This is a genomic window from Rhizobium phaseoli (assembly GCF_003985125.1).
GTDB lineage: Bacteria > Pseudomonadota > Alphaproteobacteria > Rhizobiales > Rhizobiaceae > Rhizobium > Rhizobium phaseoli.
Genome location: NZ_ML133568.1, coordinates 1 through 23,801 on the forward strand (window position 1 = coordinate 1; position 23,801 = coordinate 23,801).

The 23,801-nt window shown below is 63.1% G+C and carries 22 protein-coding genes and 1 riboswitch; of the genes, 9 read left to right on the top strand and 13 right to left on the bottom strand.

Translation table 11 applies throughout. The annotated features are described in order from the left end of the window. Positions 1-233 precede the first annotated feature (233 nt). A complete protein-coding gene (locus EFD56_RS07890; protein WP_012490655.1) occupies positions 234-641 on the bottom strand; it encodes a carboxymuconolactone decarboxylase family protein in 408 nt (135 codons plus the stop codon). A gap of 297 nt (positions 642-938) precedes the next feature. Here EFD56_RS07890 and EFD56_RS07895 point away from each other — a divergent pair, with 297 nt between their 5' ends. Then, positions 939-1,868 carry a TauD/TfdA dioxygenase family protein gene (locus EFD56_RS07895; RefSeq protein ID WP_126905036.1) on the top strand — a complete coding sequence of 310 codons (930 nt, stop codon included), beginning with the start codon at positions 939-941 and terminating at the stop codon, positions 1,866-1,868. Between the two features lie 46 nt (positions 1,869-1,914). On the opposite strand, the gene aspA is transcribed toward EFD56_RS07895, so the two are convergent. From aspA to EFD56_RS07955, 12 genes are all read right to left on the bottom strand, one after another. Then, a complete protein-coding gene (gene aspA / locus EFD56_RS07900) occupies positions 1,915-3,342 on the bottom strand; it encodes an aspartate ammonia-lyase (protein ID WP_126905177.1) in 1,428 nt (475 codons plus the stop codon). 100 nt (positions 3,343-3,442) lie between these two features. Next, complete coding sequence (locus tag EFD56_RS07905; protein ID WP_126905037.1) at positions 3,443-4,546, bottom strand: asparaginase; 1,104 nt, start codon at positions 4,544-4,546, stop codon at positions 3,443-3,445. Between the two features lie 72 nt (positions 4,547-4,618). Further along, positions 4,619-6,091, bottom strand: coding sequence for an amino acid permease (locus EFD56_RS07910; protein ID WP_064826225.1), 1,473 nt, complete (start codon positions 6,089-6,091; stop codon positions 4,619-4,621). Between the two features lie 227 nt (positions 6,092-6,318). Then, a complete protein-coding gene (locus tag EFD56_RS07915) occupies positions 6,319-7,026 on the bottom strand; it encodes a FadR/GntR family transcriptional regulator (protein ID WP_085744112.1) in 708 nt (235 codons plus the stop codon). A 52-nt stretch (positions 7,027-7,078) separates the two neighbouring features. Further along, the gene (locus tag EFD56_RS07920; RefSeq protein WP_085744111.1) at positions 7,079-7,798 is read right to left on the bottom strand and encodes a FadR/GntR family transcriptional regulator; all 720 of its coding nucleotides are present in this window, start codon (positions 7,796-7,798) and stop codon (positions 7,079-7,081) included. Positions 7,799-7,883: 85 nt separating this feature from the next. Beyond that, positions 7,884-8,705, bottom strand: a complete 822-nt coding sequence (locus EFD56_RS07925) for a bifunctional allantoicase/(S)-ureidoglycine aminohydrolase (RefSeq protein ID WP_085744110.1) — start codon at positions 8,703-8,705, stop codon at positions 7,884-7,886. A gap of 79 nt (positions 8,706-8,784) precedes the next feature. Further along, the gene (locus tag EFD56_RS07930; RefSeq protein ID WP_126905038.1) at positions 8,785-10,620 is read right to left on the bottom strand and encodes an ABC transporter ATP-binding protein; all 1,836 of its coding nucleotides are present in this window, start codon (positions 10,618-10,620) and stop codon (positions 8,785-8,787) included. Positions 10,621-10,654: 34 nt separating this feature from the next. After that, positions 10,655-11,851 (bottom strand): aminotransferase class V-fold PLP-dependent enzyme, encoded by a 1,197-nt coding sequence (locus tag EFD56_RS07935; RefSeq protein ID WP_126905039.1) that lies wholly within the window; start codon positions 11,849-11,851, stop codon positions 10,655-10,657. A 132-nt stretch (positions 11,852-11,983) separates the two neighbouring features. Then, positions 11,984-12,496 carry a RidA family protein gene (locus EFD56_RS07940; RefSeq protein ID WP_004672416.1) on the bottom strand — a complete coding sequence of 171 codons (513 nt, stop codon included), beginning with the start codon at positions 12,494-12,496 and terminating at the stop codon, positions 11,984-11,986. Positions 12,497-12,550: 54 nt separating this feature from the next. Beyond that, the gene (locus tag EFD56_RS07945) at positions 12,551-13,420 is read right to left on the bottom strand and encodes an ABC transporter permease (RefSeq protein ID WP_126905040.1); all 870 of its coding nucleotides are present in this window, start codon (positions 13,418-13,420) and stop codon (positions 12,551-12,553) included. Then, the gene (locus EFD56_RS07950; RefSeq protein ID WP_164736818.1) at positions 13,420-14,361 is read right to left on the bottom strand and encodes an ABC transporter permease; all 942 of its coding nucleotides are present in this window, start codon (positions 14,359-14,361) and stop codon (positions 13,420-13,422) included. Before EFD56_RS07950 ends, EFD56_RS07945 begins: the two co-directional genes overlap by 1 nt. An 82-nt stretch (positions 14,362-14,443) precedes the next feature. Further along, positions 14,444-15,970 (bottom strand): ABC transporter substrate-binding protein, encoded by a 1,527-nt coding sequence (locus EFD56_RS07955; RefSeq protein WP_126905041.1) that lies wholly within the window; start codon positions 15,968-15,970, stop codon positions 14,444-14,446. 230 nt (positions 15,971-16,200) lie between these two features. On the opposite strand from EFD56_RS07955, the gene EFD56_RS07960 reads away from it, so the two are divergent. The 8 genes from EFD56_RS07960 to EFD56_RS07995 all read left to right on the top strand — a co-directional run bounded on the left by EFD56_RS07960 (position 16,201) and on the right by EFD56_RS07995 (position 23,800). Further along, complete coding sequence (locus tag EFD56_RS07960; protein WP_010006208.1) at positions 16,201-16,785, top strand: DUF1349 domain-containing protein; 585 nt, start codon at positions 16,201-16,203, stop codon at positions 16,783-16,785. Positions 16,786-16,879: 94 nt separating this feature from the next. Beyond that, positions 16,880-16,976: riboswitch (TPP riboswitch) on the top strand. Between the two features lie 41 nt (positions 16,977-17,017). Next, positions 17,018-17,821 carry a hydroxyethylthiazole kinase gene (thiM, locus tag EFD56_RS07965; protein WP_037144646.1) on the top strand — a complete coding sequence of 268 codons (804 nt, stop codon included), beginning with the start codon at positions 17,018-17,020 and terminating at the stop codon, positions 17,819-17,821. Then, on the top strand, positions 17,818-18,453 hold the full coding sequence (thiE, locus tag EFD56_RS07970) for a thiamine phosphate synthase (RefSeq protein WP_085744104.1): 636 nt from the start codon (positions 17,818-17,820) through the stop codon (positions 18,451-18,453). The genes thiM and thiE overlap by 4 nt, the downstream gene beginning before the upstream one ends. Next, positions 18,450-19,283, top strand: a complete 834-nt coding sequence (thiD, locus tag EFD56_RS07975) for a bifunctional hydroxymethylpyrimidine kinase/phosphomethylpyrimidine kinase (protein WP_010008120.1) — start codon at positions 18,450-18,452, stop codon at positions 19,281-19,283. Before thiE ends, thiD begins: the two co-directional genes overlap by 4 nt. Before the next feature lie 212 nt (positions 19,284-19,495). Further along, positions 19,496-19,975, top strand: coding sequence for a GNAT family N-acetyltransferase (locus EFD56_RS07980; RefSeq protein ID WP_010008118.1), 480 nt, complete (start codon positions 19,496-19,498; stop codon positions 19,973-19,975). 24 nt (positions 19,976-19,999) lie between these two features. Next, complete coding sequence (locus EFD56_RS07985) at positions 20,000-21,022, top strand: glycoside hydrolase family 3 N-terminal domain-containing protein (protein WP_085744103.1); 1,023 nt, start codon at positions 20,000-20,002, stop codon at positions 21,020-21,022. A gap of 44 nt (positions 21,023-21,066) precedes the next feature. Then, positions 21,067-22,713, top strand: a complete 1,647-nt coding sequence (locus EFD56_RS07990; protein WP_085744102.1) for an ABC transporter substrate-binding protein — start codon at positions 21,067-21,069, stop codon at positions 22,711-22,713. 109 nt (positions 22,714-22,822) lie between these two features. Continuing rightward, complete coding sequence (locus tag EFD56_RS07995; RefSeq protein ID WP_085744101.1) at positions 22,823-23,800, top strand: ABC transporter permease; 978 nt, start codon at positions 22,823-22,825, stop codon at positions 23,798-23,800. Position 23,801: the final 1 nt, after the last annotated feature.

Genomic DNA, 23,801 nt, shown 5'->3' on the forward strand with positions numbered 1-23,801 from the left:
CACCCGCCCCGATCTGATCTTGCAACCCGGACCAGCCGCTCAGATCGGGGCTGATCGCCTGCCGGATGCAGACCAAAGTGACATTTCTACTTTGCAAACATCCGGACATTTCAACTTCACCGCCACATTGCACTTTAAAATTGCATATATGACTTATGTTAGGTTGTGGCGCCTACCCTGCGCCGCGCTTCATGGCGATAGAGACCGCAGGCGCGCGCCGCGTCCGTGGTTTCCTATCGCACCTCGAATTCCGGATCGGGCGGAACCTGCATGGCGAGAGCCAGATGATTTGTCTGCGCGGCAAGCCCGATGACCGTCAGGAGTTCGCCATGCTGGGCATCGGTCATGCCGCGGGCGCGAGCGGCCGCGGTATGGGATTGAATGCAGTACTGGCAGGCATTGGCCGTCGACACGGCGATGTAGATCATCTCCCGCGTCAGCGGATCGATGGCGCCTTCGACCGTCATGACCGATTTGAGCGTCTCCCATACCCGCTTGAGATTGGCCGGATCGTTTGCAAGAGCACGCCAGAAATTGTTGATGAAATCGGTCTTGCGTGTCGCCCTGATGTCATCGAACACGGCTTGCACGGCTGGAGTGGCCGCGGCCTCTTGATCCGACAGAAGTTTGACAGTTGCCATCGAAGTTCCTTTCCGGGCGCCGATCCACGGCCTCAAATATGATTTGCTCGGCGGTCCCACGCCGCCGTCGGACGATACGAAGAAACGGCAATGGCCGCCAGCCTCCCCGTCGGCGAGGAAATCGAAGCGGCTGTTTTACGAAAACAGGCAAAATTAGAAATTATTGTCTACATTTTTTATAGATTATACGGTTCCATAGCCCTGTCGACTTCAGCGCTGAGAATTCGAACGCCCAATGGATGCGATCCTTGGGCGCATGCGACCTGCCGACTTCTTCCAAATCAACAGGAGATTTCCATGAGCAATCCGGTTCTCGTCCATCAGATCATTCCCGAGTCCGATGTCGTCCCGCTGACCGGCCGTGTCGGAGCCGAAATCAAAGGTATCCGCCTTGGCGGAGAGCTTTCGGATGCAACGGTAGCAGCCATCAACCAGCTTCTGCTGAAGCATAAGGTCATCTTCTTCCGCGATCAGGGACATCTCGACGATTCCGAACAGGAAGCTTTCGCGCGCCGCCTCGGCGATCTCGTGCCGCACCCGACCCAGGGACCGGTCTCCGGCACGGCTTCCATTCTCAATCTCGATTCCAGCCGCGGCGGCGGCAGGGCCGACCAATGGCACACCGACGTCACCTTCGTCGATGCCTATCCCAAATTCTCGGTGCTTCGCGGCGTCGTCATTCCGGCAGCCGGCGGCGACACGATCTGGTCCAACACCCATGCCGCCTATGAAAGTCTGCCGGCGCCGCTGAAACTGCTGGCGGACAATCTATGGGCTGTTCACAGCAATGCCTATGACTATGCCGCCGTGCGCCCCCGCGCCACCGCCGAAGAGAAGAAGCATTTCGAGGAGGTTTTCACCTCGACCATCTACGAGACCGAGCATCCGGTCGTGCGTGTCCATCCGGAAACCGGCGAAAGATCGCTGCTGCTCGGCAATTTCGTTCAGCGCCTTGTCGGCTTGTCGAAGAACGATTCTGCGAAACTCTACGAAGTGTTCCAGTCCTACGTCACCGCCCCGGAAAATACCGTGCGCTGGCGCTGGCGGGCCGGAGATGTCGCGATCTGGGATAATCGTGCGACACAGCATTATGCCGTTAACGATTATGGCGACCAGCACCGCGTCGTGCGCCGCGCCACCGTTGACGGCGATGTTCCCGTCAGCATCGACGGCCGCCGCAGCATAACCCATGTCAAGGCTGCCAAGCCGCAAGCCAAGGCGGCGTGACCGCCCACATATGAGTGTCGCCCGGAAACAAAATGCGCCGCATGCCTTACGAGAAGGACAGCTTCTCGCTCGGCCGGGTTAGCGTTTCCGGGCGCAGCACCGCATCGAGATGCTCCTTTTGCATCAGGCCCCGCTCGAGAAGGATTTCGTAGACCCCCCGTCCGGAATGATGCGCTTCCAGCGCAACCTCGGTGGCGTTGCGATAGCCGATATAGGGGTTGAGCGCTGTCACGATGCCGATCGATTGCTCGACCGTCTGGCGCAACCTCTCGCTATTGGCGGTGATGCCTTGAATGCAATTCGCCTCGAGCGTCAGGCAGGCATTGGTCAGGTGGCTGAGACTCCGATAGAGGCTGTAGAAGATCACCGGCTCGAAGGCATTCAACTGCAGCTGGCCGGCCTCGGCGGCCATGGTGATCGTCACGTCATTGCCGATCACTTCGAAAGCGACCTGGTTGACCACCTCGGGGATAACAGGGTTGACCTTGCCGGGCATGATCGAGGAGCCGGCCTGGCGCGCCGGCAGGTTGATCTCGTTCAAGCCGGCGCGCGGCCCCGAGGACAGCAGCCGCAGGTCGTTGCAGGTCTTGGAAAGCTTGACCGCCACGCGCTTGAGAACACCCGAAAGCTGCACGAAGGAGCCGCAATCCTGCGTCGCCTCCACCAGGTCAGGTGACGTCACCAGATCGACGCCGACGATTTCGGACAGGCGCTCGCGCACCAGCGCCGCATAACGGGGATGGGCGGTGATGCCGGTGCCGATCGCCGTTGCGCCGAGATTGATCTCGCGGATCAGCGAGACGGCTTCGGAAAGCCGTGCCTCGTCCTCCGCCAGCATCAGCGCATAGGTTCCAAACTCCTGGCCGAGCGTCATCGGCACGGCGTCCTGCAATTGCGTGCGGCCCATCTTCAGAACGTCGGCAAACTCGACCGCCTTGGCCTCGAATGCCCGGCGCAGGATCGCCATGGCGTCGACCAGGCGATGAACGCCGATCCACGCGGCGAGCTTCAACGCCGTCGGGTAGACGTCGTTGGTGGATTGCGAGAGATTGACGTGCTCGTTCGGATGCAGGTGCTGGTACTCGCCGCGGCGATGGCCCAGGATTTCAAGCGCCCGGTTGGCAATCACCTCATTGGCGTTCATGTTGGTCGAGGTTCCCGCACCGCCCTGGATCAGATCGACGACGAACTGGTCGTGCAATGCGCCGTCGCGGATTTCGACGCAGGCCGCGATGATCGCATCGGCCCGCTGCTGATCCAGAAGGCCGAGGCTAACATTGGCCTGAGCCGCCGCCTGCTTGATCGCCGCGAGCGACGCGATCAGATCCGCCGATTCCTTCAGCGTCTGACCGGTAATCGGAAAATTCTCGACCGCGCGCAGCGTGTGCACGCCGTAATAGGCCGAGGCCGGCACGTCGCGATCGCCGATCAGGTCGTGCTCAACGCGGATAGCAGTGATATCGGATGTCGTCATGGCAGGAACTTTCGAGTGGGGCGCTGCGGGCACGCATTGCGGCGGCAGGCTGAAGACGAGAATGGCTGGTGACGCGGCGGGATAGCCGCGTCCGCAGACGTCATCGGGCCAGGGCGGCAAGACGAGGATCCTCCCCGTCCACCTTCGATCCACGCAGCTTGAACGGAAAAGAGACGCCGCCTGTCGTGACACCCATCGTGTTCACGCGCTGGGGATGATGGAACGGTGCGAGCTGGCTGCGGATCTCAGGCGAACCGATGCCGACCCGCTCGAGAAGCTCCGTCACGACGGCGTAAAGGATTTCAAGATTGCCGTCCTCGATCTTGACCGAGATGCCGAGCGCACCGTCCGTCCCCAATCGCCGGGTTTCATCCGAGGCCCGCACGCCGATCGCGTAGCTGGCATCGGCGCCGAGCTTGCCGATGAGGGCGCCGTTATATGCGCGCATCAGCGCCGTGCAGTAGCGCCCCTCGCCCGCGACCATGTCAGGGTGGTGTGCCATTGCATGGAAGATGCGGGCCAGTGCCGCACCCCGCGCCGACAGCCTCTCGCCCGCCCCGCCGCCATCCGCTGCCGCGGCAAGCTTGGCATAGATACGGGCAAGGCGGTCCAGGGGAAAGGCCGGGGTCGGGAGATTGCATCCGTCGATCCCCCATTCGACATCCCGAACATCCAGATCGCAGAGTTCGGCGACGGTGCGTTTGACCCTCCCCTGCATCGGATGATCCGCCAGGTGGTAGCCTTCCATGTCTGCTCCGATCGCCCGGGCGCCGGCAAGCATGCCGACGTGCTTGCCCGAGCAATTGCTGCAGACGGCTGTCGGGACAAAGTCCTGCCTGATCCAGGCGCGGTTGACCGATTCGGACAGCGAAGGATGACCGCCGCAGCGAAGGTCAGCCTCCTCGGCCTTGATCTTCGACAGCATGGTTCGCGTGCGCGCGATATGCCGCTCTTCGCTGCTGTGGGACGCACACATCAGCGCAATATCCGCATCGTCGAAGCCGAAGCGCTCGACGCCCTCCGCCTCCAGGATGGCAAGCGCCTGGGCCGGCTTGGCGGCGGAGCGGGCAAGCGTCATACGCTCGGGATTTCCCAGCGCGTAAAGCAGCCCGCCCTTTGCATCGACGACAGCCGCGTGGACGCGATGACTGTTCTCGACGATGCCGCCACGATCGGTGACGACGAAATCCTCACTCGGGGTCATGTCTCTCTCCATTCATGCCGCACCCCGGCGGCAACATGCGCCGCCGGAGCAAGCTCGGGTTATCGGGCGCTATCAGGCCAGATCGAAACCGCCGCGGTCCTCGCCCTGTTCGGCGGCGAGCATGTAGATGCGCTCACGCATCAGCAACCAGCCGACCACCAGCGCCGGAATGATCAGCGCCAGAGAAGCGACCGTGTAGGTTCCGACCGGATAGTCGAGTGCCATCAGGATCACGACGACGGCGAGGAAGCCCAGCGTCAGCAGGCCGGTGTAAGGCGCGCCGAACATCCGGAATTCAGGCCGCGCCAGCTTGCCCTGCCGCGACAGCTGCCACAGCTTGAGCTGGCACAGCACGATCACGCCCCATGCGGCGATGATGCCGAGGGCGGCGACATTCAGGCCGATTTCGAAGGCCTCCGCCGGAACGACGGCGTTCAGCACGACGCCGAAGGCGGTCACGACAGCCGTCACCGCGATGCCGACATAGGGCACGCCGGATCGGTTCATCTTCGCCAGCGCCGCCGGCGCCGAGCCTGATATCGCCATGGAATGCAGGATGCGGCCTGTGGAATAGAGGCCGGCATTGAGCGACGACAGGACCGCGGTCAGCACGACCAGGTTCATGACGACGTCGGCGCCCTGGATGCCGATCTTGCCGAAGAAGGTCACGAACGGGCTCTCGCCGCCCTTATAGGCGGTATAGGGCAGCAGCAGCGACAGCAGCAGGACCGAGCCGACATAGAAGACCACCAGGCGCAGCACGACCGTCCGGATCGCCCGCGGCATGACCTTGCGGGCATTTTCGGTTTCACCGGCGGCGGTGCCGATCAGCTCGATCGAGGCATAGGCGAAGACCACGCCCTGTATCACGACCAGGGCCGGCAGGACGCTGTTCGGGAACATGCCGCCGAAATCGGTGATCGTATTCAGGCCCGGAACATGGCCGTCGATCGGCGTGCCGGTGACGACGAAGTAGACGCCGACGATCAGGAAGACGACGAGGGCGAGGACCTTGACGAGGCTGAACCAGAATTCCAGTTCGCCGAAGACTTTCACCGACAGAAGGTTCATCGAAAGGACGAGGACCAGCGCCGCGAGCGCAAAGACCCACTGATCGATCATCGCGATCCACGGGACATAGGCCTTGAAGAAATTCATGTAGAGGGCGACCGCGGTGACGTCGGCGACCGCCGTCATCGCCCAGGTCAGCCAATACATCCAGCCGACCGCGAAGGCGAGCTTTTCGCCGTAAAATTCCCGGGCATAGGAGACGAACGAGCCCGAGGTCGGGCGATGGACGATCAGTTCGCCGAGCGCCCTCAGAACGAGAAAGGCGAAAAAGCCGCACAGGGCATAGACCAGCACAAGTGCCGGACCGGCAGCGGCAAGCCGGCCGCCGGCGCCGAGAAACAGCCCCGTGCCGATGGCGCCGCCGATGGCGATCATCTGGATCTGCCGCGGCTTCAACGCCTTGTGGTAGCCGAGATCCTCCTCGGCAAAAACCTGGCCATCGGCCTCGCTTCTGTTGGATTGCATGACTGTCATTTCTCCTCCCTATCCCTGGGTTCGGCAACCTCCCGGCCGCCCCTCCGCGCAGATGCCATAAAGATGTTAATCTGCTATGCGGTCTGACAGGTTTGGCGAATAAAGGAAAAACCACCCTGCAGTCAAGGATTTTCCGCCTGCTATTTGTGGATGCGTCACCGGCGGCTTGGAGAAAGGCAGTCTTTGGCGGCTGAACAACGTCGCTTCCCTACGCTGCGCGACGGACTTTAGCGCGGCTCGGCGCCGATGATGCGGCTGACAGCCGCCGCGACCTTCCTGAGATGGATTTCCATCGCCGCCTGGGCCTCGGCCTCCGCCCCTATGCGGATGGCTTCGACGATGGCGCGATGCTCTTCATTCGATTCCTGACGCCTTGGCCCCAAGGCGGTCAGCAGCCCGGATTGCTGCGCCATCGCCTCGCGCACGTCATCGACGATGTCGCGAAAGACGGCATTCTTCGATGCCTCGGCGATCAGCCCGTGAAAATCCGAATCCAGCCGCACCCAGGCTTCGGTATTTTCTTCCTGCTCCATCTGGTCGCAAAGTCGAAGCAGCCGGGACAGCTCGTCATCGCTCCGGCGCAGCGCTGCCCAGCCGGCAGCGGATACTTCGACGAAGGGCCGCGCCTCCATCAGATCACGCGCCGAATAATCGCCGTAACGGATATCTCCGCCGCCGCCAGCCGCGAGCACATAGGTTCCGCTTCCCGTTCGCGTCTCCGTCAGCCCCAAAATCTGCAGCGAGCGCAGCGCTTCCCGCACGATCGGCCGGCTGACGCCATATTTTCCGGCGAGCTTGGCTTCCGACGGCAGCTTGGAACCGGCGGAAAACCGGCCGGAGACAATGAGATTGCGCAGCTCCTCGAACACCAGTTCCGAGGCACTTTTTCGACTGAGGATCGCAGAGTCGGATAGCCAGTTTTCTAAATCGTTCATCGCTTTGCATTCGATCGGCAGCGACCCGGATATCCGGGCGCGACATTGGAAATCATATCGCCAGCGGCGCTCTCTCTTCACCGGCAATGCCGATGATGGACCGCTTGACCTCCAGCAGGTGCTCCGCCATGGCGGCGCGCGCATCCGCCTCGCTGCCTGCGGCGATTGCCTCCAGAATGCTGCGGTGCTCGGCATTGGAGGCTTTGCGCCGTCCGCGAACATGCTCCACCAGTTCCGATTGCGTCGAAAGCGCGCCGCGGACATCGGCGACGACTTTCCTGAAGATCGTATTGCCGGAGGCTCTAGCGATCTCTCCATGAAACTCAGCGTCCATCCGCACCCATGTCTGGACGTCCTCCTCCTCGTCCATCCGGTCGCACAAGGATGAGAGCGAAGCCAGCTGCTCGTTCGAGCGCCGTAATGCCGCCCAGCCCGCAGCCGGTATCTCGATGCAGGGGCGCGCCTCCATCAGATCGCGGGCGGAATAGGCGCCGCCGCCGAGCTGCCGCGCCGGGCTTTCAGAAACGACGAAAGTGCCTCGGCCGGTCCTGGTTTGCGTGAACCCCAGCGTCTGCAGCGAGCGGAGCGCTTCACGCACGATCGCCCGGCTGATGCCGTAACGTTCGGCGAGTTGCACCTCCGCGGGAAGACGGGTTCCGAGCGCCAGTTTCCGACTGACAATCGCCGTCCGGATATCTTCGAAGACCGCTTCGGCAGCGTTTCTCCGGCCTATCTCTTTCTTCTCCGACAGCCATGAATCCATATCCTGCATCGAGGGACGATGCGGGCATTCGAAAGAGCTGTCAAGCAACTGGACAGGTGCGCGCAGACGCGCCGGCGGAATGCCGGCGCGGGGCCTACCAGAGCTTCATATGGCGGTTGACGTCCTTGTAGAGCAGGTAGCGGAACCGGCCGGGACCGCCGGCATAGCAGGCCTGTGGGCAGAAGGCGCGCAGCCACATGAAATCGCCGGCCTCGACCTCGACCCAATCCTGGTTGAGGCGATAGACCGCCTTACCCTCAAGCACATAGAGCCCGTGCTCCATCACATGGGTCTCCATGAAGGGGATCACCGCACCCGGCTCCAGGGTGACGATGTTGACGTGCATGTCGTAGCGCACGTCGGCGGGATCGATGAAGCGAGTCGTTCCCCAGCGTCCGTCGGTATCGGGCATGGCGCGGATCGGATGGTCGTCCTCATGCGTGACGATCGCCGGCGGCGGCTCCAACCCCTCGACCTCCTGAAACGCCTTTCGGACCCAATGGAAGTTCGCCGCGGCCGAACCGTCGTTTTTGAGGCGCCAGCTCGAACCGGCGGGAATATAGACGAAGGAGCCGGCGCGCAGGGCGTGGCTGACGCCTTCGAGTTCCACCGTCATGCCGCCTTCGACGACGAAGAGCACCGCTTCCGCCCGCTTGTCGGGCTCCGGCCGGTCGCTGCCGCCGCCCGGCTGAACCTCCATGACATATTGCGAGAAGGTCTCGGAGAAACCGGAAAGCGGCCGGGAAAGAACCCATGCCCGCGTTCCCGTCCAATGCGGCAGCAGGCTCGTGACGATATCGCTCATGACGCCGCGGGGGATGACCGCGTAAGCCGTGGTGAAAACGGCTCTGCCGGAAAGCAGCTGGGTCTGCGGCGGCAAACCGCCGAGCTTCGAAAAATACTCTGTCTTGTCCATTAATGCGGCTTTCCAGGCAGGTGTCTCTGCATCTGCTTTATGCGCCGCCGGCCCGTTAGGCAACTGCCAACGGCTTTCGCTACCGGTCGGCCATCACCAGATGGCCCGGCCCGACTTCACGATAGAAGGTGGCCGGAGGCTGGTAGTCGACTGATCGCATCGGGCTCTTGATCTCATCATTCGCCACCATCCGCTTCTCGTGGCGACGGTCCGGATCGGGCACCGGCACGGCGGCGATGAGCTTCTTCGTATAGGGGTGCTGCGGATTTTCGAAGACGGCAGCGCGCGGGCCGATCTCGACGATCTCGCCGAGATACATCACCGCCACCCGATGGCTGACACGCTCGACCACCGCCATATCGTGCGAGATGAACAGGAAGGCGAGGTTGAGGCTCTGCTGCAGGTCGAGCATCAGGTTGATCACCTGCGCCTTGATCGAGACGTCGAGCGCCGACACGCTTTCGTCGGCAACGATCACCTTCGGCTGCAGGGCGAGCGCCCGGGCGATGCAGATGCGCTGGCGCTGGCCGCCGGAAAATTCATGCGGGTAGCGCGAAGCCATATCGGGGGAGAGGCCGACCTTGACAAGCAAGTCCGCCACGACATCCCTCGCCTGTTTCGCATTGCCCATCCGGTGCTCGAGATAGGGCTCGGCGATCGCAGCGCCAACCGTCATGCGCGGATTGAGGCTTGCGAAGGGATCCTGGAAGATCATCTGCACGGATTTGCGCATCTCGCGCAGATCCTTCCTGTCGAGGCCGAGCACCTCCCTGCCCTCGACCAGAACGGAGCCGGCCTGCGGCTCGATGAGACGCATGATGGCGCGCCCGGTCGTCGACTTGCCGCAGCCGGATTCACCGACGAGCGACAGCGTCTCGCCGGCGTGCAGATCGAAGGAGACGTTTTCGACAGCATGCACGCGGCTGGTCAGCCGGCCGAACAGGCCGGAATGAATGTCGAAACGCTTGGTGAGGTTCCTCACCTGCAAGACCGGCGTTGCGGCGACGGTATCGGCAGCCTCGGCCGGTATGTTCGATTCGCCCGTCGCGGTATTGACCACCGGAAAACGCAGCGGCCGCCGCCGGCCCTGCATCGAGCCGAGTACCGGCACGGCCGAGAGCAGCGCCCTGGTATAGGGATGTTTGCCGCGATGGAAGATATCGGCGGTGGGCCCGCTCTCGACCTGTTCGCCGCGATACATCACCACCGTCCTGTCGGCGATCTCGGCGACGACGCCCATATCATGGGTGATGAAGAGCACCGAGGTCCCCTCCTCTTCCTGCAGCATCTTGATGAGATCGAGGATCTGGCCCTGGATCGTCACGTCGAGCGCCGTTGTCGGCTCGTCGGCGATCAGCAGTTTCGGCCGGCTGGCGAGCGCCATGGCGATCATCACCCGCTGGCGCATGCCGCCGGAGAAACGATGCGGATATTCGTCGAAGCGCGAGGCGGCAGAGGGAATGCGGACCTTTTCCAGGAGCCTGATCGTCTCGGCCCTGGCATCGGCCTTGCTCATCGCGGAGTGGCAGAGCAGCGCTTCGGAAATCTGGTCGCCGATGGTGAAGAGCGGATTGAGCGATGTCATCGGCTCCTGGAAGATCATCGCCACCTCATTGCCGCGCACCTGCCGCATGGCCTGTTCCGGCAAGGCCAGGAGATCGCGGCCGCCGAGGATCACATGGCCTTCGATGCGGCTCGTATCCACCTGCAACAGCCGCATGATCGACAGCGAAGTGACGCTCTTGCCTGAGCCGGATTCGCCGACGATCGCCACGGTTTCGCCGGGCGCGACGGTGAAGGAAACGTCGCGCACGACAGGCTTCCAGGCGCCGTCGGCCAGAAAGGACGTCGTCAGCCCCTCGACGGAAAGAACGGGGATGGCGGTCTCGATCGATTGTGCTTGGACGCTGCCCATGTCGGCTCCTCTTGCGGCGGATGAGAACGGCGGATCAGTCCGGCCAGCGCAGCAAGCCGTCGAAGCGGTGCCTGCTGCGGTTTTCGATCGGGGTTGCGATGATCTCGTTGGAGGCGCGCGCCTTATCGAGTTCCTCGGCGAGGCGGTTTGCGACGATGACCTCCTGGCCCGGATGCAGGTTGCACGGGTCGAGATAGAAGTAGCGATGCTCCACCTCATGGTCGCGCACGATGATCGGCGGGTTGCCCCTCGCCAGCGCATCGGCGAGATCCCAGGCGCTGATATGCGCCTGTTCGGCATCGACGATCAGGCGCAACCGGTCGAGCGGATTGTTGGTCGGGTCGGGTTCGATCAGCGCAGTGATGCCGGGGCGACCGTCGAGGGTGCGTTTCCACAGATTGAGATAGCCGGTCTCGCGCTCACGGATGCCGGCATGGTCGCGGCGTTCCCAGGCTTCGAGTGCGGCCATGACGCCGAAGATGCTTTCCTTGCCGACCTTCATGCCGCGGCCGATACCCATATTCTGCAGGAAGGCGTTGCGCACCAAGTCCTTCCGGCCGGCGACGATGCCCGAGGTCGGGCCGCCGAGGAACTTGTGGCCGGAGTACAGCGCAATATCGGCCCCCTGCTCCAGGAAAATCCTGAGATCATATTCCGAGGCCGCATCGACGATAACGGGCACGCCCCTGGCATGGGCGATCTCGACGAATTCCTTGAGGTTCAACAGACCGTAATCGACGACATGGTGGGAGACGACATAGACGGCAGCGGCCGTCTTGTCGGTGATCGCCTTCTCCATGTGGAAGCGATGCGTCGAGGTCGCCTGCCCCACGAGCACGACCTTGCCGCCGGTCAGCCGGATCGCCTGATCGACCGGCGCGCCGTAGCTTACCACATGGCCCATCTGCACCAGCACTTCGTTCTTCTCGGGCACGGCATCCGGCAGCTTCTCGATCGCCAGCAGATTGTCACCGGTAATGGCGCCGGCGACGGCGAGCGAAATGCCGGCCGAGCAGGAGGCGGTGACGAAGCCGGCCTCGCCGCCGGTCAGCCTGGCGATCACGCTGCTGGCCTTGCGCTGCAGGTCGTTGATCTCGACGAAGTGTGGCAGGATCGACGTCATCGCTTCGATCGCCTCCGGAACGACGATCGAGGCGCCGAGGCTGGTCATCGTGCCGGATACGTTGATGACGGGGCGAAGGCCGAGCGAGGGTCTGATATCATCGGGCATGAAGATCTCCGGAAGTCTGGGGCGAAAGGCAGAACATGGCGCGGTCATCCGGCAGTGTCGAGCAGCCGGAGCAAAAGCCTGGGTTAAAATAGAAAGAGCTCATCCGAAGACCACTCCAAACATGAAAGCGCGTCAGCCATGCAAGGCGACGATGGCCTCGATCTCGACGGTGATGTTGCCGGGCAGCGAGCCGAAGCCGACGGCCGAGCGGGCGTGTTCGCCGGCGGCGCCGAAGACCGCGATCAACAGATCCGAGCAGCCGTTGATGACACTCGGATGATCTTCGAACTCAGGCACGGCATTGACCATGCCGAGCAGCTTGACCACCCGCTTGACGCGGGAGAGATCGCCGAGCGCCTCCTGCATGACGGCAAGCAGGTTGATGCCCGTCAGCCGCGCATGCCGGTAGGCCTCCTCGACACCGACGCCGCCGCCGACCTTGCCCGCATGCAGGAAGCCGTCGGCCTCGCGCGGCCCCTGGCCGGAGAGGTAGAGCATATTGCCCTCCACCACATGCGTCACGAAATTGGCGATCGGCGGCGGCGGCGGCGGCAGCTTGATGCCGAGGGCGGCTAACCGTTGGTAAGGCGAGTTCTCGACCTTGCCGGCGGCGTTGGGAAATTGATTCACGCAAACTCCTGTCATGCGAATTTTCGATTGGCGAATTTGGTTTTGGATTGGCCGATTTAGGTCGGCGGATTAAAGGTCCTTGCGAAGTCTCGGGTCGAGCATGTCTCTCAGGCCGTCGCCGACCATCTGCAGCGACAGCACCGACAGCACGATCGCCACTCCGGGAAACAGCGTCATCCAGTCGGCCTGGCCGATATATTGCCGGCCGGCCGCAATCATCGTTCCCCAGGTCGGGATTTCGGGGCTGACGCCGAGGCCGAGGAAGGAGAGGCCGGCTTCGGCCAGCATGGCGCTGGCGAAAAGGAACGTGGCCTGCACCAGGATCGGCGACAGCAGGTTGCGCAGCACGTGCCGCGTCATGATGTGAAAGGTGGAAATGCCGAGCGCCCTTGCCGCCTCGACATAGGGCAGCTCGCGAATGACCAGCGTCGAGGCGCGGACGATGCGGGCAAGCCGCGGCGCATAGACGATCGACAGCGCGATGATGACAGTTGTTAAGGACGGGCCGAGGGCAGCGACGAGGGCGATGGCGAGCAGAATATCCGGGAATGCCATCATCGCGTCGATCAGCCGGGCGATCGGCGTGTCGAGCTTCTGGAAGAAGCCGGCCAGCAGGCCGAGCGTGACGCCGATCACCGCCGACAGGCTGACGACCGCAGCACCAACGAGCAGCGACAGGCGGCCGGCGAAGATCGTACGCGAGAAGACGTCGCGGCCGAACTCGTCGGTGCCGAAGAAGAAGGTACCGCCCGGCGGCTTCAACCGGTTGACGATCGAAAGCTTGGAGGGCGAATAGGGCGCGACCATAGGCGCGAAGACCGCCAGCAGCACGAAGATCGCCAGGATGACGAGGCCGAAGGCCACCGTCTTGCGTTTCAGCAGGCGGCGGACGAACTTGCTGCCCTCGCGTTCGGCGGGCTTGATTGCGATATCGGCCATCAGTAGCGCACCCTCGGATCGACCAGCAGGTAGAGCATGTCGATCGCAAAATTGATCAGCACATAGAGGGCGGCGATAACGAGCAACGCCCCTTGGATGACGGGATAGTCGCGGCGCAGCACCGCCGAGACGACGAGATTGCCGACGCCCGGCAGGCCGAAGACCGTCTCGGTGACGACAGCGCCCGATATCAGCACCGCCGCCGTCAGGCCGAGCACCGTCAGGATCGGAATCAGCGCATTCTTCAGCGCGTGCTTGAGGATCACCTTGCGCTCGATCAGCCCCTTGGCGCGCGCCGTGCGGATATAATCATCGCCGAGCACGTCGAGCATCGAGGCGCGGGTGAAACGCAGGATCAGCGCCGAGGAGACGATGCCGAGCGCAAAGGCCGGCAGCGTCAGATGATACATGCGGTCGGCGAAGGTCGAGCCCGGCCCGGCATAACCGGAGACCGGGAAGAGGTTGAGCCGGACGGCGAAGAACTGCATCAGGATGAGGCCGAGCCAGAAGCTCGGAATGCTGGCGGCGAACATGGCGAGCGTCGTTGCCGCCTGGTCGACGAAGGAACCGCGTCGATAGGCGGCATAGATGCCGATCGGCAAGGCAATGATGCTGGCGATGGCAAGCGAAAACAGCGTCAGGAAGAAGGTCGGCTCTGCCCGATCGATGAGCGCCGACGTCACCGGCATGTTGAGGAAGATCGACTGGCCGAGATCGCCCTTCAGCAGCTGGCCGATATAATAGACATATTGCAGGCCGAGCGACTGATCGAGGCCGAGCTTGGTTCTGAGATCGGCAATATCCTGCGGCGTCGCATCCGGCCCGAGCATGACGGCGGCCGGGTCTCCCGGCGTCACGCGCACGATGACGAAGACGATCGTGACGACGAGGAACATCACGACGATCATGCCGAACAGGCGCTGGAGGATGTAGCGGATCATGAATGCTGGCCTTCAAGCCTTTGCGGATACGGCAGAAAGGAAGACCGGCACCGGCCGCAAAGGGCCGGCGCCGGCGGTGATGTTACTTCTTGATCGAGGCATTCCAGAAATACGGCCACGGAGCCGGATCGACGCCCTCGAGCTTGACCGATTTCGCCGAGACGGCGTTGAAATCGCCGATCTTCATGAAGGGCGCGTCGGCATAGACGGCTTTCTGGACATTGGCCCAGAGTGCCACACGCTTCTTCGGATCGACCTCTGAGGTGAAGGCATCGACGGCGGCCTTGCGGGCCGGCGTATCCCACCAGCCGGGAGAGCTGGTCGAGAGCGAGCCGATCAGCGCCGGTTCCGGCAGGAAGGGGCTGTGGGTGATGTAGATATCCCAGAGCTTCGGATCGGTGCGGCGCTGCGTCAGCGTCGCCCAGTCCACCACCTGCATATCGACGGTGAAGCCGGCAAGCTTCAGATATTCGGCGGCGACCTGCGCCATCTTGTAGTGGAATTCATACTGGCGGCTGGTCAGGATGCGGATCGGCTCGCCATTATAACCGGCCTTCTTGGCGGCCGCCGCCGCCCCTTCCGGATCGGCGACATTATAGGCGCCTTCGGCGCCGGCATCGGTCGACCAGGAAAAGCTCTTCGGGTAGATGGCGCCGTCGAGCGCATAGAAATCCTTGCTGCCGAAGGCGGCGGCCAGCATGTCTTCCATGCTGAGCGCCTGGCGGATCGCCTTGCGAACCTCGACATTCCCGGCAACACCTTCCTTCGTGTTGAAGACGAAAACAGGATAGCCGAAGGGCTTCAGCATGACCGGCTGCGAGGCCGTCGAGCCCTTCAGCTTGTCGTAGGATTCGACCGGGATCGAATCGACGTAATCATACTGGCCGGAAACGGCGGCCTCGACGCGAGTGTTCGGATCCGGCACCGGCACGAAGCGGATTTCGTCGAGATATTGATGGCGGGCGCCGCCATAACCATTGCTGCCGCCTTCGCGCGACTTGTATCCGTCGAAGCGAACGAGCTGGATATATTGATCGGCCTTGCGCTCCTTCAGCATATAGGGGCCGGTGCCGATGAACTCCTTCATCGGTTCGTCCTGCTTTTCCGACGGGATGATGATCGCCGCCGAATTGTTGAAGGCGAGCAGCGAGGTCAGCGGCGCATAGGGTTGCTTCAGCGTGATGGTCACGGTCGCGGGATCGGCGGCAGCGATCTTGTCGATGAAGCCGGCCACCTGCTTGCCGCGCGAGGCGATCTTCATCCAGCGGTTCAGCGAGGCGACGACATCATCCGAGGTCATATCGCTATTGTCGTGGAACTTGATGCCGGTCCGGAGCTTGATCGTATAGGTTTTGCCGTCGGCGCTAATCTCGGGCAGGCTTTCGGCCAGAAGCGGCGTGACGTTCCAGCTCTTGTCGAAGGTGTAGAGCGTTTCGAAAATATGCTGGGTGACGATGCCGACGAGATCGGCCGTCGACGACATCGGATCGAGCGTCGGCGGCTCGCCGATCGTCGCGACATTGATGACGCCGCCCTTTTCCGCAGCAAGCAGGGTCGAAGGCAGGGCGACGAGCGCAGTGCCGAGCAGGAATGCGACAAGCGTTTTCATGTGAGGGCTCCCGAGTTAAGTTCCACAATTATGTAATTCATCTTTTTGTAAGAGAATAAGAGATGACGTGATCGTGTCAAGCGCAACCCGTGGATTATGTCGTGAGACGAGGGTCGCAGCGGCGGAAACGGCATCGAACCGCAAGTGCGGCTGGCCGCCTGCGTGAAGCTCGCGCATTATGCGGGCGCGAAGAATCGGCAGCGCCACGGCTTCAATAGAGTGAGGATGGGATGAACATCGATTTCAACGACGGAAAATGGCTGAACGAACCGGAAAGCTGGCAGGCCGACGCAACCGGCCTGACGCTGACGACTGGCGAAAAAACCGATTTCTGGCGGGAAACCTATTACGGCTTCACCCGCGACAGCGGCCACTTCCTCGCCTTCCCTACCGCCGAGAGCTTCACCGCCCAGATCCGCATCCGGGGCGAATTCCGCACCCTCTACGACCAGGCCGGCCTGATGGTGCGCTTCGACGAAAGCCGCTGGGTCAAAACCGGCGTCGAATTCACCGACGGCGAAGCCTTCCTCAGCACCGTCGTCACCGACGGGAAGTCCGACTGGTCGGTGTCGCAGCCGTTCAGGCAACTCGAGGACTTCCACATCCGCGTCACCGTCGCAGGCGGCGCCCTTCGTATCCAGGCCTCCCGCGACGGCAACCGCTGGCCACTGCTACGGCTAGCGTCCTTCCCGGTTGCCGACCGATACGAGGTCGGCCCGACCGCCTGTACACCGGAGAGGAGTGGATTGACGGTGCGGTTTTCGGAGTTTTCGATCGGGCCGGCGATTGCGACGGATCTGCATGATTTGAGTTGAGGAGCGCTGTGATGCGTTCAACCAGTTTGTCGGAGGGAACGCGGAATGTCATTTTCGGGATGACAGCCGCGCCCTTCTCTGCGAAAAAGGGCGTGATGAGAGACAGGGGCGTTCGTCGACAGACGGGCTGAGAAGAACCCTTCGAACCTGAACCGGATAATGCCGGCGGAGGGAGTCGCTCGGGGATCGCCGTAGACGCCGCCCCGCGCCTGCCCCGCCTGAAAGGGGCGCTATGCAGAGCAAGACCACTTCGGGAGCCATGCTGGAGGCGATGCGCGAAAAGCCGCCGCTCGTCCACTGCATCACCAATTATGTCGCCATGAACATCGCGGCCAATGTCCTGCTGGCATCCGGCGCTTCGCCCGCCATGGTACATGCGGCTGAGGAAGCCGGCGAATTCGCCGGCATCGCGAGCGCGCTGACCGTCAATATCGGCACGCTGTCGACGCAATGGCTCGACGGCATGCGGGCGGCGGCGAAGGCGGCTGCCTCATCAGGCAAACCCTGGGTGCTCGATCCGGTGGCGCATTATGCGACGGCCTTTCGCCGCCAAGCAGTTGCCGACCTGCTGGCGCTCAAGCCCACGATCATCCGCGGCAATGCCTCCGAGATCATCGCGCTTGCCGGCGGGGAGAGCCGCGGTCAGGGCGTCGACAGCCGCGATCCGGTCGAGCAGGCGGAGGATTCGGCCAGTCGGCTCGCGGAGCGGCAGCAGGCAATCGTCGCCGTCACCGGCGCCGTCGATTTCGTGACCGATGGTAACAGGGCGGTCCGGATCAAGGGCGGATCGGTGCTGATGCCGCAGGTCACCGCGCTCGGCTGCTCGCTCACCTGCCTTGTCGGCGCCTTTGCCGCCACAGCGCCGGAGGATCTGTTCGGCGCGACGGTCGCAGCGCTCGCAACCTTTGCCGTCGCGGGCGAGGATGCCGCGCTCGGGGCGGCCGGCCCCGGCTCCTTCGCCTGGCGCTTCCTCGATGCGCTGGCCGCGCTCGACGGCGAAGCTCTGGATGCGAGAGCCAGGGTATCGATCGCATGAAGGCTTTTGACCTTTCGCTCTACCTCGTCCTCGATCCGGATCTCTGCGCCCGGATCGGCATGGTCGAGACCGCCCGCCTCGCCGTTGCCGGCGGCGCGACGATGGTGCAGCTGCGCGACAAACAGGCGGGGACAGCACGCATGATCGAGACCGGCCGCGCCTTGAAACAGGCGCTTGGTGGCACCGGCGCCCGCCTCATCGTCAATGACGACGTCGAGGCGGCGATCGCCATCGGCGCCGATGGCTTGCATATCGGCCAGGAGGACATGGATGCGCGCACCGCGCGCGGGATGATCGGCCCCGACATGATCCTCGGCCTCTCGGTCGAGACCGAGGCGCTCGCCGCTGCCGTCGATCGCGATCTCGTCGATTATACCGGCGTCGGCCCGGTCTTTGAGACGCCGACCAAGGCCGACCACAAGCAGCCGATCGGCTTTGACGGTCTTGCCAGGCTGGTGCAGGTCTCGCCGGTGCCATCAGTCGCCATCGGCGGGTTGAAGGCGGAGCATGTGGCCGAAGTCTTTGCTGCCGGCGCCAAGGGGCTCGCCGTCGTCTCCGCCGTCTGCGGTACGCCGGATCCGGCGGCGGCCACCCGCCGCATCGCCGCAGAAATTCGAAAGGTCCCGGCATGATCCGCAACGTCCTCTCCATCGCCGGCTCCGATCCGTCCGGCGGCGCCGGCATCCAGGCCGACCTCAAGGCCTTTTCGGCCCGCGGCGTCTATGGCATGGCGGTGCTGACCGCGTTGACGGCGCAGAACACCCAAGGGGTCACCGGCGTGCATCTGGTGCCGCCGCAATTCGTTGCCGACCAGATCGATGCCGTCTTTGCCGATGTGCGCGTCGATGCCGTCAAGATCGGCATGATCGCCAATGCCGAGATCGCCGAGGCCGTCGCCGCCGCCCTTTCCGCAGCTCTGGCCGCAGCAACCGCCAACGGGCGCAGCATTCCCGTCGCCCTCGATCCCGTCATGATCGCCAAAGGCGGTGCTGCGCTGCTCGCGCCCGAAGCGGTCGACGTGCTGACGCTGCGGCTGCTGCCGCTTGCCACGCTTTTGACGCCGAATCTGCCGGAGGCCGCCGCACTGTTGCATCAGCCGGTCGCGACAAACCGGGCGGAGATGGCGGCGCAGGCCGAACGGCTGCGCGCTCTCGGCCCGGCCGCCGTGCTGGTCAAGGGCGGCCATCTCGACAGCGACGACAGCCCCGACGTGCTGGCCGCCGCCGACGGGCTGCACTGGTTCGAAGCCCAGCGGGTGCCGACGAAGAACACCCACGGCACCGGATGCACACTGTCGAGCGCGCTGGCGGCCGAGCTTGCCAAGGGCGCTTCCGCGCGAGAGGCGGTCGCCATCGCCAAGGATTATCTTGCCGGCGCGGTCGCGGCGGCCGGACGCCTCACCGTCGGCTCAGGCCATGGCCCGGTGCAGCATTTTCATGCGCTCTGGAAAGACGGCGCATAAGCGCTCACCGACGAACAGCGCCCATCGAACGGCCCGGTCTCCCCGGGCCGTTTTCGCCTGTGCCAGCCACCCTGCGTTAAGAGCGCAGCCAGAGCGGCTGAATCACCGGCGCTGATTGAAAAACCCTGTTGACAAGCCCGGCGAGATGGCCAAGTCTATGACATAAGAGGGGTATATATTCCGTAACAACGGAATAATAGGAGGAATGTCGGGTGCCGGACCTGCTTGTGAGCCTTTACTCCACGCAGCTCGCCGAGCTGAAACAGAGAGCCGACAGCGTCGGCGCCTCCATCCGCCCGGCCCTCCCCCCGGAACTGCATCTCGTCGTCAACTGGGTTCGCGAACGGTTCAGCGAGAATTGGGCAAGCGAGGTCTCGGTCGCCTTCTCCCGCCAGCCCGTCGCCTGCCTGATCGCCATCGAAGGCCGTGAGCTGCTCGGCTTTGCCTGCTACGACACGACGGCGCGCGGCTTCTTCGGCCCGACCGGCGTTGACCCGCAAGCGCGCGGCAAGGGCGTCGGCCTCGCTTTATTTTCCGCCTGCCTTCAGACCATGAAGACGCTTGGCCATGCCTATGCCTTTATCGGCGATGCCGGCCCCGTCGATTTCTACGCCCGAACCGCCGGAGCCGTCACCATCCCCGCCCCCGACAAGGGCATTTACGAAGGCATGCTGAGAAGTATGCCGAAATGACCATCTGATCCCGGAGTTATAGACTTGTCCTCGACCCCGCTCGCCCTTTTTGTCGGCCTTCCCAATCCCGTTCTTTCGGATGATGAATTTGCGCTGTTTCGCGAGACAAATCCGCTCGGCCTCTTCGTCGGCCGGCGCAACCAGCGCGAGCCGGAGCAGACGAAACGGCTGATCGAGCGCTTTCGCGAAGCCGTTGGCCGCAACGACGCCCCCGTCTTTACCGACCAGGAGGGCGGGCGCGTCCAGCACCTCGATGCCGGCCCCTGGCCGCTATTCCGCAGCTTCGGGCAGTTTGCCGAACTGGCGCGCCGCGATGTCGAGCTCGGCAAGAAAGCATTGCGCCTTTCCTCCCAGGCCATGGGCGCGATGATGACGGAACTGGGCCTTTCGAGCGGCTGCTCGCCCGTTCTCGACCTCGTCTTCGAGACGACGAGCGCGGTCATCGGCGCCCGCTCCTTCGGCCCCGATCCCGATGTCATCGCCGCCCTCGGCCGCGAGGTGGTCGACGGCCTGCTCGAGACCGGCAACATGCCCGTGATGAAGCATATTCCCGGGCATGGCCGGGCAACGCTCGATTCCCACAAGGAGCGGCCGGTGGTCGATGCCAGCCGCGAAACGCTCACCGCCACCGATTTCAAACCCTTCGTCGCGCTGAAGGATACGCCCTGGGCCATGGTCGCCCATGTCGTCTATTCGGCCTACGACAAGGAGCTGCCGGCCTCCGTCTCGCCGGTCATGCACGACGTGATCCGCAACGATCTCGGCTATGACGGCGTGCTGATCTCCGACTGCATCTTCATGGAATCGCTTTCCGGCACATTGCCGGAACGCGTCGAACAGGTGCTCGACGCCGGCTTCGACATCGCGCTCCACAGCCATGGCGATCTCAGACAAAGCGAAGCCGCCGCCAAGGCCGCCCGGCCACTGACGGACGCTGCGCTCAAACGCATTGCCGCCGGCAAGGCCCGCCTCGGCAGCCTCAAGGTCGATGTCCGCGCCGCCTACCGCCAAGTTGAAGACATGTTTGCCAGCGCCTTGGTCTCCTGACCGGCGCACCATCTCTCACCGCATAAGAAAAAGGGGAATAGAACATGAAAAAATATCTTCTAGCAGCCGCTGCCCTGACACTGCTTTCGGGCTCCGCCATGGCGCAAACGGTGTTGACGGCCAATATCGAACCGGCGACGACCTGGGTGCGCAACTTCAATCCGTTCAATCAGACATCGGCGCGCCAGTCGACGCTCGATTTCATCTATGAGCCGCTGGTTATTTTCAATCGCTTCGACAGCAACAAACCGGTCTACCGTCTGGCCGAAAGCTTCAAGCTTTCCGACGACCTGAAGAGCATCGATTTCAAGCTGCGCCCCGACCTGAAATGGTCCGATGGCAAGCCGCTGACCTCAGCCGACGTCACCTTCACCTATGCCTATCTGAAGAAATTCCCGGCGCTCGACTTCGTCAGCATCTGGAGCTTCGTCACGGACGTCAAAGCCGTCGATGCCCAGACCGTGCGCTTCACGCTCGCCAATCCGAGCTCTCTCGCCGCCGAGCAGATCTCGCAGCTGCCGATCGTTCCGGAACATGTCTGGAAGGATGTCGCAGATCCCGTCACCTTCGCCAACGAGAATCCGGTCGGCAGCGGACCGCTGACCGAGGTCCCGCGTTTCACCGGCCAGACCTACGACCAGTGCCGCAACCCGAACTATTGGGACAATGCGCATCTGAAGGTCGATTGCATGCGCTTCCCGCAGCTGGCCGACAACAACCAGATGCTGACGGCAACGGCCGACGGCACGCTCGACTGGGGCGTCTCCTTCATTCCCGACATCGACAATGTCTATGTTTCGAAGGACCCGGCGCATTTCCACTACTGGTATTCGCCGAGCAGCATGGTCGCCTTCCTGTTCAACCTGGAAACCGCGAACGAAAACAACAAGAAGGCCTTCAACGACGTAAAATTCCGCCGCGCCGCCTCGATGGCGCTCGACCGCAAGACGATGATCGACGTCGCCGGCTACGGCTATCCGACGCTGAACGAAGATCCCGGCCTGATGGGCGAGCTTTACAAGAGCTGGTCGGATCCGTCGGTCAAAGCCGACTTCGGCAAGTTCGCGACCTATGACGCCGACGCCGCCAAGGCGCTGCTCGACGAGGCCGGCTACAAGGACAAGGACGGCGACGGCTTCCGCGACAATCCGGACGGCAGCAAGATCTCCTTCTCGATCATCGTGCCGAATTCCTGGACGGACTGGATCGACACCGTCAACATCGCCGTCGAAGGCATGCAGGCGGTCGGCATCGACGCCAAGATCGAGACGCCTGAGGAGGCCGTCTGGACCGGCAACCTGATCAACGGCAGCTTCGATGCGGCGATCAACAGCCTGCCGGCCTCGGCCTCGCCCTACTATCCCTATAAGCGCGCCTTCAGCGCCTCGGACAAGGGCAAGACCCGTTTCACCGCGCAGCGCTGGTTCAACCCCGATGTCGAGAAACTCGTTACCGAGTTCACCCAGACCGCCGACCTTGCCACGCAGAAAGAGGTGATGAACAAGGCGCAGCGCATCGTCGCCGAAAACATGCCCGTGATTCCGGTGTTCAACAATCCGAACTGGTATCAGTACAACACCAAGCGCTTCACCGGCTGGTCGACCAAGGAAAATCCCTTCGTCAATCCGTCGATCTCGCGCACCAATCCGGCACGCCTCTTGAACCTGCTCGCGCTCGAGCCGGTCAAGTAAGCATCATCCTCCCGGGAGCGGCGTCAGACACTGATGCCGAAAAGCGTAAGCGGTTTCCGATGAGATCATCCTCATCCGGAAGCGCCGCTCCCGTCACGACGGAGTTTCCATGGCTTTCCTGCTTCGCCGCCTCGTCTTCTACATGGCAGCCTTCATCGCAGCAGCGACGATCAATTTCTTCCTGCCGCGGCTGATGCCGGGCGACCCCGTGCAGATCATGTTCTCGAGCGCCGGCACCGAATTGCCGCCGGAAAGCCTGCAGGCGCTGAAGCTGACCTTCGGCTTCGTCGACGGGCCGCTCTGGCAGCAATATCTCACCTATCTCGGCAGCATCTTCACCGGCGATCTCGGCCGTTCGATCAAATATTTCCCGCTGCCGGTCACCTCGGTGCTCGGCCATGCCCTCGTCTGGACCGTCGCCCTGATGGGAACGGCGACGATCGTCAGCTTTGCGCTCGGCACCCTCCTCGGCATCGTCGCTGCCTGGCGCCGCGGCAGCAGGTTCGACGTCGTCGTCTCCGTCGGCGCGATCTTCGCGACCTCCGTGCCGGCCGTCGTCACTTCGCTGATCGTGCTCTTCATCTTCGGCTTCACGCTCGGCTGGTTCCCGAACGGCTATGCCGCCGATCCCTCGCTCGATCCTGCCTTCAGCCTGCAATATATCGGCAGCGTCGCCTATCACGGCATCCTGCCGATGGTCACGCTCTGCACCGTGCTGATCGGCGGCTTCACCGTCACCATGCGCAACAACATGATCAACCTGCTCGGCGAGGACTATATCGTCATGGCTCGCGCCAAGGGCCTGTCCGACCGGCATGTGATGCTCTGGTATGCCGCGCGCAACGCCCTGCTGCCGACCGTCTCCAGCCTTGCCATCGCGATCGGCACCATTCTCGGCGGCTCGCTGGTGACGGAGGTCGTCTACAACTATCCCGGCCTCGGCAACATTCTCTACCAGGCGATCCTCGCCCGCGATTACCCCGTCATCCAAGGCCAGCTGCTCATCATGACCGCGACCATGCTGATCGCCAATTTCATCGTCGACGTCAGTTATATCCTGCTCGACCCGCGGCTGAAGGGAGCATGAG